Source organism: Bradyrhizobium sp. (assembly GCF_035701725.1).
Lineage (GTDB): Bacteria > Pseudomonadota > Alphaproteobacteria > Rhizobiales > Xanthobacteraceae > Bradyrhizobium.
On record NZ_DASSRP010000061.1, the window covers coordinates 1 to 13198 of the forward strand.

13 protein-coding genes and 2 tRNA genes are annotated in these 13198 nt (G+C 61.4%); 4 read left to right on the forward strand and 11 right to left on the reverse strand.

Annotated features, from left to right (window positions below; genetic code table 11):
* From VFL62_RS03010 to VFL62_RS03030, 5 genes are all read right to left on the reverse strand, one after another.
* Positions 1–492 (reverse strand): FkbM family methyltransferase (locus VFL62_RS03010; RefSeq protein ID WP_325170909.1); only part of this gene is annotated, 492 nt, incomplete at its 3' end.
* The gene (locus VFL62_RS03015; RefSeq protein WP_325170898.1) at positions 492–1688 is read right to left on the reverse strand and encodes an NADH-quinone oxidoreductase subunit D; all 1197 of its coding nucleotides are present in this window, start codon (positions 1686–1688) and stop codon (positions 492–494) included. The genes VFL62_RS03015 and VFL62_RS03010, both read right to left, overlap by 1 nt.
* 8 nt (positions 1689–1696) lie before the next feature.
* Positions 1697–2302 (reverse strand): NADH-quinone oxidoreductase subunit C, encoded by a 606-nt coding sequence (locus VFL62_RS03020; RefSeq protein ID WP_325170899.1) that lies wholly within the window; start codon positions 2300–2302, stop codon positions 1697–1699.
* A gap of 9 nt (positions 2303–2311) precedes the next feature.
* Positions 2312–2908, reverse strand: a complete 597-nt coding sequence (locus VFL62_RS03025; protein WP_414644586.1) for a NuoB/complex I 20 kDa subunit family protein — start codon at positions 2906–2908, stop codon at positions 2312–2314.
* Positions 2899–3264 (reverse strand): NADH-quinone oxidoreductase subunit A, encoded by a 366-nt coding sequence (locus VFL62_RS03030; protein ID WP_325170900.1) that lies wholly within the window; start codon positions 3262–3264, stop codon positions 2899–2901. The genes VFL62_RS03025 and VFL62_RS03030 overlap by 10 nt, the downstream gene beginning before the upstream one ends.
* Before the next feature lie 333 nt (positions 3265–3597).
* Between VFL62_RS03030 and VFL62_RS03035 the strand changes: the two genes are divergently transcribed.
* On the forward strand, positions 3598–3792 hold the full coding sequence (locus VFL62_RS03035) for a hypothetical protein (protein ID WP_325170901.1): 195 nt from the start codon (positions 3598–3600) through the stop codon (positions 3790–3792).
* A gap of 182 nt (positions 3793–3974) precedes the next feature.
* Here VFL62_RS03035 and VFL62_RS03040 read toward each other — a convergent pair.
* A tRNA-Asp gene (locus VFL62_RS03040) sits at positions 3975–4051 on the reverse strand.
* 226 nt (positions 4052–4277) lie between these two features.
* Between VFL62_RS03040 and VFL62_RS03045 the strand changes: the two genes are divergently transcribed.
* On the forward strand, positions 4278–4577 hold the full coding sequence (locus tag VFL62_RS03045; RefSeq protein ID WP_325170902.1) for an HU family DNA-binding protein: 300 nt from the start codon (positions 4278–4280) through the stop codon (positions 4575–4577).
* A gap of 115 nt (positions 4578–4692) precedes the next feature.
* A complete protein-coding gene (gene pepT / locus VFL62_RS03050; RefSeq protein WP_325170903.1) occupies positions 4693–5949 on the forward strand; it encodes a peptidase T in 1257 nt (418 codons plus the stop codon).
* Positions 5950–6013: 64 nt separating this feature from the next.
* On the opposite strand, the gene VFL62_RS03055 is transcribed toward pepT, so the two are convergent.
* On the reverse strand, positions 6014–6871 hold the full coding sequence (locus tag VFL62_RS03055; RefSeq protein ID WP_325170904.1) for a class I SAM-dependent methyltransferase: 858 nt from the start codon (positions 6869–6871) through the stop codon (positions 6014–6016).
* A 380-nt stretch (positions 6872–7251) separates the two neighbouring features.
* Here VFL62_RS03055 and VFL62_RS03060 point away from each other — a divergent pair, with 380 nt between their 5' ends.
* Positions 7252–8106, forward strand: a complete 855-nt coding sequence (locus VFL62_RS03060) for a transporter (protein ID WP_325170905.1) — start codon at positions 7252–7254, stop codon at positions 8104–8106.
* Between the two features lie 18 nt (positions 8107–8124).
* Here the strand turns inward: VFL62_RS03060 and VFL62_RS03065 are convergent, their stop codons facing one another.
* The 4 genes from VFL62_RS03065 to lon all read right to left on the reverse strand — a co-directional run.
* The gene (locus VFL62_RS03065; protein ID WP_325170906.1) at positions 8125–8544 is read right to left on the reverse strand and encodes a hypothetical protein; all 420 of its coding nucleotides are present in this window, start codon (positions 8542–8544) and stop codon (positions 8125–8127) included.
* A gap of 1219 nt (positions 8545–9763) precedes the next feature.
* Entirely contained in the window at positions 9764–10621 is an 858-nt protein-coding gene (locus VFL62_RS03070; RefSeq protein WP_325170907.1) for a hypothetical protein, read from the reverse strand.
* 295 nt (positions 10622–10916) lie between these two features.
* Positions 10917–10993 (reverse strand) — tRNA-Val (locus VFL62_RS03075).
* Positions 10994–11121: 128 nt separating this feature from the next.
* On the reverse strand, positions 11122–13198 hold a 2077-nt coding region (gene lon / locus VFL62_RS03080; protein WP_325170908.1), incomplete at its 5' end, for an endopeptidase La.

The following is a 13198-nucleotide window of genomic DNA, read 5'->3' on the forward strand; positions in this document are numbered from 1 at the left end:
GGCGCCGATCGCGCACTTCATGGCCTCGAAGCGGTTGCCGTTGATCTCGGCGTTGTTCTTCAGCTTGGCGAAATTCTGCGACGCCGGCTCGATCGCGATCGCCTTGTGCGATCCGTAGGGCTTGCTGGAGACCAGCACCGACCAGTAGCCGTAATTGGCGCCGCAATCGAGCAGCGTGTAGTCGACGTCGCGCGAATGGCGGAACAGCAGTTCGAGTTCGTCTTCGTAGCTGTACGAGCGATTGAGCAGCTTGCTCCAGTAGCCGTCGCCATAGGGAAACTCGAACGTCGCATCCTCGTTCAATTTGATCGCGATGTTGCGCTCCGGCAGCGTCTTGCGCAGCAGATTGGCGCAGCCATTGTAGCCGCGATGCGAGAAGTGCGAGGATATTTTCGATCCCGTCGCCAGCGCCAGCGCAGCCGTCCGCTCCCACAGGTTGGCCCCTTCCAGGGCGCCTGAGGCGCGGTCGAACTGGATGGGCGGTGGCGCAATCACCGATCGACCTCTCCGAACACGATGTCGAGCGAGCCGAGGATGGCCGAGACGTCGGCCAGCAGATGGCCGCGGCAGATGAAATCCATCGCCTGCAGATGCGCAAAACCCGGCGCGCGGATCTTGCACTTGTAGGGCTTGTTGGAGCCGTCGGCGACGAGATAGACGCCGAACTCGCCCTTGGGCGCTTCGACGGCCGCATAGACTTCACCGGCCGGCACGTGGAAGCCTTCGGTGTAGAGCTTGAAGTGATGGATCAAGGCCTCCATCGAGCGCTTCATCTCGCCACGGCGCGGGGGAAAGATCTTGTGATCCTGCACCGCGACCGGTCCCTGCCCGTCGGGTGCGCGCAACTTCGCAATACACTGCTTCATGATCTTGACCGACTGCCGCATCTCTTCCATGCGGATGCAGTAGCGGTCGTAGCAGTCGCCGTTCTTGCCGATCGGAATGTCGAAATCCATCTCGGCGTAGCATTCGTAAGGTTGCGACTTGCGCAGGTCCCAGGCGGCGCCGGAGCCGCGCACCATCACGCCCGAAAAGCCCCATTCCCAGGCCTGCTGCAGCGTCACGACGCCGATGTCGACGTTGCGCTGCTTGAAGATGCGGTTTCCGGTCAGCAGCGTTTCGAGATCGTCGATCACCGTCGGGAAGGCGTCGCACCAGGTGTCGATGTCGTTGATCAGCTTCGGCGGCAGGTCCTGATGCACGCCGCCGATGCGGAAATAGGCCGCATGCATGCGCGAGCCCGAGGCGCGCTCGTAGAACACCATCAGCTTCTCGCGCTCCTCGAAGCCCCACAACGGCGGGGTGAGCGCGCCGACGTCCATCGCCTGCGTCGTGACGTTGAGAAGATGCGAAAGGATGCGGCCGATTTCGCAGTAGAGCACGCGGATCAATTGTCCGCGGCGCGGCACTTCGATGCCGAGCAGCTTTTCGGCCGCCAGGCAAAACGCGTGCTCCTGGTTCATCGGCGCGACGTAGTCGAGCCGGTCGAAATACGGGATCGCCTGAAGGTAGGTCTTGTGCTCGATCAGCTTTTCGGTGCCGCGATGAAGCAGCCCGATATGGGGGTCGACGCGGGCGACCACCTCGCCATCCAGCTCCAGCACGAGGCGCAGTACGCCGTGCGCGGCCGGATGCTGCGGACCGAAGTTGATGGTGAAGTTGCGTAAGGCTGGGCTCTGTTCGTTCATGGCTTCGGCTACGTCTTCGCTTTCTCGTCACCCGGCAGCGGATAGTCCGCCCCTTCCCAGGGCGACATGAAGTCGAACTTCCGGAATTCCTGGTTGAGCCGCACCGGCTCGTACAATACCCGCTTCTCCTGGTCGTCGTAGCGCACCTCGACGAAGCCGGTCAGCGGGAAATCCTTGCGCAGCGGGTGACCGTCGAAACCGTAATCGGTCAACAGCCGACGCATGTCGGGATGACCGACAAAGATCACGCCGTAGAGATCGTAGGTCTCGCGCTCGAACCAGTCGGCGCCGGGAAACACGTCGATGATCGAGGGCACCTGCGTGGTCTCGTCGGCTTCGGCGCGCAAACGGATGCGGGTATTGAGCGTCGGCGAGAGCAGGTGATACACCACGTCGAACCGCTTCTCGCGGCCGGGATAGTCGACCGCGGTGACGTCGGTCAGGTTGACGAAGCGGCAGGCCGGATCGTCGCGCAGGTAACGGACGACATCGACGATGCGCGCAGCATTCACCTCGACCGTGAGCTGATTGAACGCCACCGAGTGACCCGTTGCAGCGCCCGCCAGCGCGCCAACGATCGTCTGCCCCAGAGCGTCAAGCCTGCCGTCATCCATGACCTAACCCTAACGTTCGATGGTTCCGGTGCGCCGGATCTTCTTCTGCAGGAGCAGAATGCCGTAGAGCAGCGCTTCCGCCGTGGGCGGGCAGCCGGGCACGTAGATGTCGATGGGCACGATGCGGTCGCAGCCGCGCACCACCGAGTAGGAATAGTGATAGTAACCGCCGCCATTGGCACATGATCCCATCGAGATCACGTAGCGCGGCTCCGGCATCTGGTCGTAAACCTTGCGCAGCGCCGGTGCCATCTTGTTGGTCAGCGTTCCCGCCACGATCATCACGTCGGACTGCCGCGGCGAAGCGCGCGGCGCAAAGCCGAAGCGCTCGACGTCGTAGCGCGGCATCGACACCTGCATCATCTCGACCGCGCAGCATGCCAGTCCGAACGTCATCCACATCAGGGACCCCGTGCGCGCCCAGGTGATCAGGTCATCGGCGGCGGCGACGAAGAAGCCCTTGTCGGAGAGCTCGTGATTGATCTCCAGGAAATACGGATCGTTGGCGCCGACCGGCTTTCCCGTGGAGGGATCAATGATGCCGGTCGCGGCGGGGCCAACCGCCGGCGCAAATCCCGGCTTGGCGGGAGCTGGGCTCAATCCCATTCGAGTGCGCCTTTCTTCCATTCATAGGCAAAGCCGACCGTGAGCACGGCCAGAAACACAAACATCGACCAGAAGCCCGTGGCGCCCAGCTTTCCGAACGCCACTGCCCAGGGAAACAGGAACGCGACTTCGAGGTCGAAGATAATGAAGAGGATGGCGACCAGGTAGAAGCGGACGTCGAACTTCATGCGCGCATCGTCAAAGGCATTGAAGCCGCATTCGTAGGCCGACAGCTTTTCCGGATCGGGCTGCTGGAACGCCACCACGAACGGCGCGATCAGAAGCACCAGGCCGATCAGACCCGCCACCCCGACAAAGACGACCAATGGAAGGTAATTCTGCAAGATGCCGGTCATGGGAGGGACCTTTTGGCTGCGGGTACGGAGCATCCGCAGATTCGGAAGGATTAGAATTGTTCCGAGGCTTAGCGCAGCGCACCAAGAGGCGCAAGACAAGCTATCTTGACGCCCTTCCCGGCCCTGCCGCGCGTGGAAAACTGCCATCGCGCGGGTCGGCGGCGCCTTCGAATTTGGTTTCAAAATCGCACCGGGCCCGACCGTGCTTGCCGTCGTTCCAAGCCCGATTTTTGGCGATGAAACCATTTTGAGGAGTCGACGAAACCAGCCGGAAACAATTGGGGGGTACATGAGGAACCAACGAGATGGCGGCCAAGTCGCCTGGAGGCTCAGATGAACCATTCGATCCATTCCGCGGACCGTGCGACCCACCTGAAGATCGTGGTGATGGCGCTGATCGCCGGGATTGCGGTCGCCGGCTTTGCCCTGTCGGCCCACCAGGGCTCCGAATACACCCAGAGCGCCCGCGTCATGAAGGCCGGAAAACCGGTGGTCCTGACCAGCTCGGATGCCTCAATCGTCCGCTAACCTCGTCCCCCCGAGGACCTCGTCCCCCCAACGAGGATGTGAAAGGGCCGCTCTCCCCCAGCGGCCCTTTTGCTTTTTTGGGCGTTCCGCCTGGACTGTTGCCGGCCATGCGACCGGCCGATCAGCGATGTCTGAGTGGGGTGATAAAGGGCGGGGTGATAAAGGGCGCCATCCAAGGGGGATGGCGCGAGAGACGGGACTCGAACCCGCGGCCTCCGCCGTGACAGGGCGGCGCTCTAACCAACTGAGCTACTCCCGCGGATGCATCAATCCAGACGATGGGTCCGCAACGGGAGCAGGAATTAAAGGGGTGCCCCTCGTTAGTCAAGGATATTGCAAATCCCGCCGTCCTGCAGGGCTTTTTGCGTCAGCGATGCGAAAAAGGGCCTATTTTCCAGCGAAACGGCGTAGGCGGCCACCGCTCGAATCAACTAAGCGGCTAGGCTTGCGGTTCCTGACATCATGGATAACGAGGAGGGCTAGATATGGCGAAGAAACCGGCGACCCCTGCCACCATTACGCTGAAGCATCTCGCGGCTGATATCGCCGACGAGCAGGAGCTTTCCAAGAAACAGGCCGAAGCCATCCTGACCGGCCTCGTGGACCGGATCACCACGCACCTGAAGAAGGGCGAGCGCATCCGCATCGTCGGCCTCGGTATCCTCCAGGTCCGCAAGCGCGCCGCGCGTGTGGGTCGTAACCCTGCCACCGGCGAAGAAATCCAGATCAAGGCGAGCAAGAAGGTCGCCTTCCGCGCCGCCAAGGAACTGAAGGAAGCGGTCTGACGGAACGGCGCTTAAGCCATTGGTTTTTCATCAAGACACCGTCATTCCGGGACGGTATCGCCGCCATCCGGAGTGACGCTACCGCGGCGGGGAATTTTCTGTTACTCGCGCTTGCATGACGGAACGCCAGCCCCTCCACTTCGCCCATACCGTGACCGAGCGCTTCCTGCGCTATGTCGTGATCGACACCCAATCCGACCCGGCGTCGGCGACCTGTCCCTCGACCGAAAAGCAGAAGGATCTGGGCCGGCTGCTCGCTGCCGAGCTGCGCGACATCGGCCTTGCCGACGCCCATCTCGATGAACACGGCTACGTCTACGCGACGCTGCCGGCCAATACCGACAAACAGGTGCCGGTGATCTGCTTCTGCTCGCACATGGATACTTCGCCCGACTGCTCGGGCGCCCACGTCACCCCCCGGATGATCCGGAATTACCAGGGCGGCGACATCGTGCTCGAGGCCGATCCCTCGCAGGTGATCCGCTTCCACGAACATCCGGCGCTCGCAAACCAGATCGGCCATGACATCATCACCACCGACGGTACGACCTTGCTGGGCGCGGACAACAAGGCCGGGCTCGCCGAGATCATGGACGCAGTGCATTTCCTGGTGAACAACCCGCAGATCAGGCACGGCACCATCAAGATCCTGTTCACGCCGGACGAAGAGATCGGCCGCGGCGTCGATAAGGTCGACCTGAAGAAGCTCGGCGCCGCCTTCGCCTATACGATCGACGGCGAGAGCGCCGGCCAGATCGAGGACGAGACGTTCTCGGCGGATGCCGCCACCATCGTCATCGAAGGCGTTTCCGCCCATCCCGGCTTTGCCAAAGGCAAGATGGAGCATGCGATCAAGATCGCGGCCTCGATCGTCGAGCGGCTGCCGAAGAACCAGTCGCCCGAGACCACCGAAGGCCGGGAGGGCTTTCTGCACCCGATCGCCATCGGCGGCACGCTGGAGACGGCGACGCTCGGCCTGATCGTGCGCGATTTCACCGAACAGGGATTGCGGGAAAAGGAAGCCTTGCTCGAGACCATCATCCAGGGCGTGATGAAGAACTATCCGCGCTCGACCTATCGGCTCGACATCAAGCCGCAATACCGCAACATGAAACAGGTGATCGACCGCCACCCCGAGATCGTCGACTACGCGGTCGAGGCGGTCCGGCGCGCGGGGCTAAGTCCGATGAAGACGTCGATCCGCGGCGGCACCGACGGCTCGCGGCTGTCGTTCATGGGACTGCCCTGCCCCAACATCTTTGCCGGCGAGCACGCGTTCCACTCGCGGCTTGAATGGGTCAGCCGGCAGGACATGGAGAAGGCCGTGCAAACCATCGTTCATCTGGCGATGATCTGGGAAGAACGGGCGTAGGCCTTCGTCCATCAATTTACTTGCGCATGATCTTTTTCGGAAAACCGGTTCCCACTTTTCCGGATCATGCGCGCGCCGTCACGATCCAGATGCAGGCCTCGAGCGGCACCGTCTCTCCTTTTACGTACGGCCGCAACGACTCGCGGATCGCCTGCGTGGCGGCAGCGACCAGGTCCGGCGGCTGATCCGTCAAGGCGCGCGCCGCCGGCCCGATTTCCACGGCGCTTTTCACCGCGGCCTCCAGCCCGCCGCCGATCGCCACATCGAGCGCAAGATCGACCGGCTCCATCGCAACTTGCGAAAAGCCCGCCGCCTCCAGGACGCGCTTCACGCGCTCCTCGGAGGCGAAGGCGAACGGACCGGGTTCCTCCGGTCCGACCTGCGGCATTTTCGGCACGTGCTGGTAAGCCGCCTGCAGCGGCACCATGAAAAACGGATTTTTCGCCGCCTCGCGCCAGCAGGCGAAGGCGAGCCGACCCGATCGCCGCAGCGCTTTGCGCATATTGGTGAATGACAATGCGGGATCGGCAAAGAACATCACGCCGAAGCGCGAGGCGAGCAGATCGAAACTCTCGGGCTCAAACGGATAGATGGTCGCATCTGCAAGCGTGAACTCAACTGGCGCGCCGGGCGGCGTCACTTCCCGTGCCACCGTCAGCATCGGCCCCGAAATGTCGATCCCCAGGACATGTCCGCTTGGCCCCACCGCCCTAGCGAAAGCAAACGTGGTCGATCCACTGCCGCAGCCGACATCGAGCACCCGCTCGCCGCTCTTGATCTTGGCCCGGTCGATCAAGATGTCGGCGATCGGCTGAAGCAGGATGTCCTGCACCGGCTGACGCTGCGCCCAGCGCTGGCCGCCGACGCCATTCCAGTATGCAATCTGATCCGCGTTCTGCTCGTGTCCCTTCGGTGCGTCCATCTTCTTACCTTCTTCAACTGCGCTCAATGTGCGTGGAAATAGCATAAAAATAGTAAGCGTGGCGGTTCAGGGGTTCGCGCACCATTGCCGCGCGTTCTTCATGCTGACGTCTGAACCAAAGCCCCACTAGATCAATAGGTTTGCTGGTGTCTCGATTCCGATGATCGAAACATGGCTAGAAATAATACGAACTTCGCAATCAGGACACTAGCCCAGTCCTCATATTGTTGCGCGCAGCCTGCCTGCGGCGATGACGGAATTTTTAATCCACCGACCGCCGCAAAGCGGCTTCAATGAGCCGCGACATCCAACCCAGCGCGCGCGCCCCGCGTGGCAGGCGCTCCATCGGCCGTGGCAGCGACGCACCGAAAGTTGAAGATATGATCGTCAGACTTTCGGCCGTCGTGGTCCTGATCACGCTGGTCCCACCACGGGCAAAAGCGGACGACCTCGACAAGAGCGGCTACAGCCTGTTCGATCCTGTTCCCGACGACCTCATGCGAAAATTTGCGCCCGACCGTCCCACCAAGGGCTTTTCGGTTCGAACCATCGATGCGGGGCATTTCGAGATCGAGACCGATCTTGCGAATTACACCATCTCAAATTCAAATGGTTCTACGACCCACAGCTTGCAGACGCTCGATCCAACGCTGAAACTGGGCCTGACCAACTGGATGGACATCGAGGTCCAGTTCAACGGACTGCAATATACGGAATCCTTTGACAGGCCATCGCCATTCAATTTCCAGAACACGACCGGCTTTGGCGACATTTTCCTGCGCAGCAAGATCAACCTGTTCGGCAATGATAGCGGCCCGGCAGGCTTCGCCCTGATCCCCTATGTCAAGTTGCCATCATCGTATCCGCTGATCAGCAATGGCGCGGTCGAGGGCGGCCTGATCGCGCCGCTTGCGCTGCGGCCGGGCGATTTCATCGTGACGCTGATGACCGAGATCGACGATTTGAAAAGCGCCTTCGGCAACGACCGCTACGCCAATTTTGTCAACCTGGTCAGCGTCAGCCATGGGCTGCCGGGAACGGACGGCGTTAACGCGATGGTCGAACTTTATTCGTCGGCTGGAACCGATCCGGCCACGCCGCCGATCTATACGCTCGACTTCGGCATGAATTTCCGCTTGAGCCAGCACACCATTCTCGATGTCGGCCTCAATCTTGGCCTCAACAGCGCGGCTCCCAAGGCTCAAATCTACACCGGCTTGTCGGCGCGGTTCTGAGCGCTCCTTGCTTTGCGGTCAGAAACGCCCGCGGCGGTTCGTGGGTGCCTTCCAGTTCCACCCTTCCGAAACTTCATCTGCACTTTTGTCCCTTCCGCGCGTTGTCCCGCATCGCAACTGTGAAAACGCGCGCAGGAGAAATGCGATGCGGCTGTTCTTTCTGACGATCATGACGGCACTCGGCATCACGGCGGCGCAGGCCCAGACAGCGTCCACAGTTGGAACCGGTGCCGACCCGCTTAGCGTGCCGACGCAGCCTTTGCCGTCGGGTTTTTCGACCGGGTTTGGAGCCGGCGCGACCAACGGTGCAGCAACCGGATCGGCTGCGATCGGTACCGGCACCTCGGGCATTAGCGCGCCGACGTCGAATACGTCGCAGGTGCCTTTGCAGTTGCCCGGCGAGACGGCGAGCACATCGAGGCAATCGGCAGTATCCACGGCCGCGGCGTCGAACCACGCCGCCTCTCCGATCTGTCCACCGCCGGTGCCGACATCCGACGGAGGGTCCGCCAATCTGACCGCTATGGTGGGCGGGTCGCTCAGCGGCTGCTGAATACATCACGGCGGGAACGGACGAACGCAGAAGCGCCATTTGACCGTGAGAAGCATTGCCTCGCGCAAGTCGGCAGCCGGGCGCGGCGGCGCATCAGGACTAGTTCTTTTGCGCGGGTGAAAACGGCGCGATCCCACCATGATCTGCCGCAAACTGAACCCGCTCCCCCTAAACTGCCCCTTGGGAAGAGCAACGGATGGCCCCGGGCTTCGGTGATGCGGTGCCGGGGCCATCTTCATTTCCTCGCTGCCGCACGCCGCGCGTCTCAACTTGATCTTGGACTGACCACCGCGCGTTGCGTGCGCAAAACGTCATGCACGCCTGGAAGCGCAACGCGCCGATCGACTACGATTTGTTAGCAATTGGGCCGCGCTGATTTGCGTGATTCCGATTCGTTCTTTGAGAACGGAATGGAATCAAGGCGCGAACGATCCAGCGATGTCGCACCTCGAGGAACGGTGGAAGGCTACGGATTCGAACCGCGGTGCAAATCACAGTGCCTCGCAGGCAGTTCTGTGACCGCGTTGTGATCTGCATTTTGGACCGAGACTTGATCGCGGCCACCCCAACCCAGCCGCTCCACAGCGCTGAATCATTGCGCGATGTCTGACTTGACGTGGACGCGACGGCCTGAGGATCTTGATTCAGAAAGAACGGCAAGCGAAAGCGGGGCCGCCCAGGCGGTGAGCAAAAACCAGGCGACCCCTACTGCGCTACTTCCAATTGCCCCGTTTGAAGCCATAGTGCAGTGCCGCGACAATGGTTGGATATTTGGCCGGTTCCGCTTCAGCCATGCTCCTCAGTGCGCGCAGCATGCGGGAAAATCGGCAGTACCATGCTACAGCGCCGCGTGCGGCGCAGATCGACGCGTGAAGGGTCGGTGGACTACGATTTGTTAGGAAATGCGCCGCGCTGATTTGCGCGATTCCGATTCGTTCTTTGAGAACAGAATGGAGTCAGAGCGCGAACGACTGGACGACGGTGCATCGTACGCCTCTGAGATCATCCCATCACGCGAGAAAGGCGCGGCAGTTCGCACCGCTACGCACGAACAAAAAAGCCCCGGACCGCGCCGGGGCTTTCCTGACCTTGAGAAGGCTTCGTTCAGTGCAACTGATAATTCAGGCCGACCTTGAACAGCTGCGTAGCGGTACCGATGTTCGTCTGAGATACGAAGTTATTCGTACAGCCACCCGCTCCTGTGCCGCCGGTGTTGAAGTTAGAAAAGGAGCCGCCGGTCTGCACCACATCGTATTCGCCGAAGACCGTCAGATTGTTCCAGACCCGCTGCTCGATGCCAAGTCCGGCAGTAGCGCCTGCCGTCGTCCGATTGACAACGTTGTAGCCCGGATATCGCGTGCCGACTCCGGGCGCGCCGCACGTCCCGCTGAAGCCGATGTCATTGAGAACCTGGAAGTCTATGCTGGTGATGTTGACGCCTGCTTTGCCGTAGAAAAGCGTGCTCGGTGTCACGAGATACCCAACCCGAGCCGTCAGATTTCCCATCGCCCTGATGTTGGTGCGGCACTCGGCCGTTTGATCAGGTGTGCCGGCAAACGAGCATCGACCATCGACCAGGTTGAGCGGGTTGCCAGCGCTTCCCTTGATGTTGGCCCAGGACCCATCCCCCTGCACGCCAAAAACCAAATGATTTATCTGCCAGTTATAACCAATCTGACCACCGGCGAGCCCGCCACTCAATGCGGCCCAACTTCCCGAATTTCCGGCGGTGGTTCCGCTGCCGTTGAGGCCGCCCGATCCGATCAGGGGCCCGCCCGCGATATACCAATCATTGGTGCCATTCCAGCCGCCGCCACCGTGAACACCGATATAGAAGCCGGACCAGTCCGTCATCGGTGACACTGGCGGGGGCGGCGCCTTCACAGCCATGTCGGCCGCGAAAACGAAGGGAGCGCTTCCAAGAAAAGCAGTCGCACTTAACGCCAATATCAGCTTCTTCATTTAAATATCCCCCACTCAGAAATTAAAAAAAATTCAAGAAACTTTCGGAAACAAAAGAACACAGAATCGCTCGCACTGATGTAGCTCGATGGCCACAGTGCTGATAATTCCTGATACTTCACCCAATTGTTCCCGCGCTGCACCTTGACGGCTGCGGTATTATGTGACGTCGAACGGTATCATGCGGTTGGTACGGGATCACGCGCTGCCGCGTGCGACCTGCCTATCGCCGGCGCGATCCGCACGGACCGGCCCGAAGCAGTGTTCGTGGCAATCGGACGATCATTTCTGAAAATGGTGGGCGGCTACGGATTCGAACCGCAGACCCTCTCGGTGTAAACGAGATGCTCTAACCAGCTGAGCTAGCCGCCCTCGCCGCCGTGTTTAGCCTTGAGCCGCCCTTGCACGCAAGGTCCGATACGGCGGCATCGTCCGGGAATGGCGGGCAAGGATAACGAAAAAAACGGCGCCCGAAGGCGCCGTTTTCATTGATTGCTCTATCAGTGGGCGGTCAGGCCGCCGGAGGCTTCATCGCCGGCGTCCGGGGTCACCGGCACCTTGGCATTGTCCTCCTCCCAGACGATCGGCACGGGGGTCCGCACCAAAGCCTTGGAGATGACTTCGTCGAGCCGGCCGACCGGGATGATGTTCATCCCGCCCTTGATCGCATCGGAAATCTCCGTGAGATCCTTGGCGTTGTCTTCCGGGATCAAGACCGTCTTGATGCCGCCACGCGCGGCAGCGAGCAGCTTCTCCTTCAGACCGCCGATCGGCAGCACACGTCCGCGCAGCGTGATTTCGCCGGTCATGGCGACATCATGCCGAACCGGAATGCCGGTCATCACCGAGATGATCGCGGTCGCCATCGCAACGCCCGCCGACGGCCCGTCCTTCGGGGTCGCGCCTTCCGGCACGTGGACGTGGATGTCGCGCTTGTCGAACAGCGGCGGCTCGATGCCGAAGCCGACGGCGCGTGAGCGGACAAACGATGCCGCCGCCGAAATCGACTCCTTCATCACGTCGCGCAGATTGCCCGTGACCGTCATCTTGCCCTTGCCGGGCATCATCACGCCTTCGATCGTCAGCAACTCGCCGCCGACATCGGTCCAGGCAAGGCCCGTGACGATACCGACCTGGTCGTCGCTTTCGATCTCGCCGTAGCGATACTTCGGCACGCCGAGGAAGTCCTCGAGCGTCTTCTCGGTGACCTTGACCGACTTCTTCTTCGAGATCATCAGCTCCTTCACCGCCTTGCGGGCGAGTGTCGAAAGCTCACGCTCGAGGTTGCGCACGCCCGCTTCGCGGGTGTAGCGGCGGATCATCAGAAGCAGCGCGTCGTCGTCGATCGACCATTCCTTGCTGTCCAGGCCGTGCTTGGAGAGCGCGGTGGGGATCAGGTGCTTGCGCGCGATCTCGACCTTCTCGTTCTCGGTGTAGCCCGCGATCCGGATGATCTCCATGCGGTCCATCAGCGGACCTGGAATATTGAGCGTATTCGCGGTCGTGATGAACATCACGTTGGAGAGGTCATAATCGACCTCCAGATAGTGGTCGTTGAACGTCGAGTTCTGCTCGGGGTCGAGCACCTCGAGCAAGGCCGAGGACGGATCGCCGCGGAAATCGGCGCCCATCTTGTCGATCTCGTCGAGCAGGAACAGCGGGTTCGAGGTCTTCGCCTTGCGCATCGACTGGATGATCTTGCCCGGCATCGACCCGATATAGGTCCGCCGGTGACCCCGGATTTCGGCCTCATCCCGCACGCCGCCGAGGGAGACACGAACGAACTCGCGGCCCGTCGCCTTGGCGATCGATTTGCCGAGCGAGGTCTTGCCGACGCCGGGAGGCCCGACGAGGCACAGGATCGGTCCGGTCAGCTTGTTGGCGCGCGACTGCACGGCGAGATATTCGACGATGCGGTCCTTGACCTTCTCAAGGCCATAGTGATCGCTGTCGAGCACTTCCTGCGCGGCAACCAGATCCTTCTTGACCTTGGACTTCTTGTTCCACGGGATCGAGAGCAGCCAGTCGAGATAGTTGCGCACCACGGTCGCTTCCGCGGACATCGGCGACATCTGGCGCAGCTTCTTCAGCTCATGCTGAGCCTTCTCCCGCGCTTCCTTGGAAAGCTTGGTCTTGTTGATCTTCTCTTCGAGATCGGCGAGCTCGTCCCGGCCCTCGTCGTCGCCGAGTTCCTTCTGAATCGCCTTCATCTGCTCGTTGAGGTAATACTCGCGCTGCGTCTTCTCCATTTGTCGTTTAACACGAGAACGAATCCGCTTCTCGACCTGGAGCACGGAGATTTCGCTCTCCATCAGGCCAAGCACCTTCTCGAGCCGCGCGGTGACCGACAGCGTCTCCAGGATCGCCTGGCGATCGGCGATCTTCACGGCCAGATGCGAGGCGACGGTGTCGCCGAGCTTGGCGAAATCGGTGATCGCCTGCACGACGCCGACGACCTCGGCCGAAATCTTCTTGTTGAGCTTCACGTAGCTCTCGAAATCCGACACGACCGAACGGGCAAGCGCTTCGGCTTCGACCGACGTTGCGTCGGTGTCGGCGAGCGCGACCGCCGTCGCC

Coding starts and splice junctions, on each gene's coding strand:
- VFL62_RS03030 (WP_325170900.1), bottom strand. CDS start 3,264: ATGACCGGCATCTTGCAGAATTACCTTCCATTGGTCGTCTTTGTCGGG.
- pepT (WP_325170903.1), top strand. CDS start 4,693: ATGACGGAACGCCAGCCCCTCCACTTCGCCCATACCGTGACCGAGCGC.
- VFL62_RS03070 (WP_325170907.1), bottom strand. CDS start 10,621: ATGAAGAAGCTGATATTGGCGTTAAGTGCGACTGCTTTTCTTGGAAGC.
- VFL62_RS03060 (WP_325170905.1), top strand. CDS start 7,252: ATGATCGTCAGACTTTCGGCCGTCGTGGTCCTGATCACGCTGGTCCCA.
- VFL62_RS03020 (WP_325170899.1), bottom strand. CDS start 2,302: ATGGATGACGGCAGGCTTGACGCTCTGGGGCAGACGATCGTTGGCGCG.
- VFL62_RS03035 (WP_325170901.1), top strand. CDS start 3,598: ATGAACCATTCGATCCATTCCGCGGACCGTGCGACCCACCTGAAGATC.
- VFL62_RS03025 (WP_414644586.1), bottom strand. CDS start 2,908: ATGGGATTGAGCCCAGCTCCCGCCAAGCCGGGATTTGCGCCGGCGGTT.
- VFL62_RS03015 (WP_325170898.1), bottom strand. CDS start 1,688: ATGAACGAACAGAGCCCAGCCTTACGCAACTTCACCATCAACTTCGGT.
- VFL62_RS03045 (WP_325170902.1), top strand. CDS start 4,278: ATGGCGAAGAAACCGGCGACCCCTGCCACCATTACGCTGAAGCATCTC.
- VFL62_RS03055 (WP_325170904.1), bottom strand. CDS start 6,871: ATGGACGCACCGAAGGGACACGAGCAGAACGCGGATCAGATTGCATAC.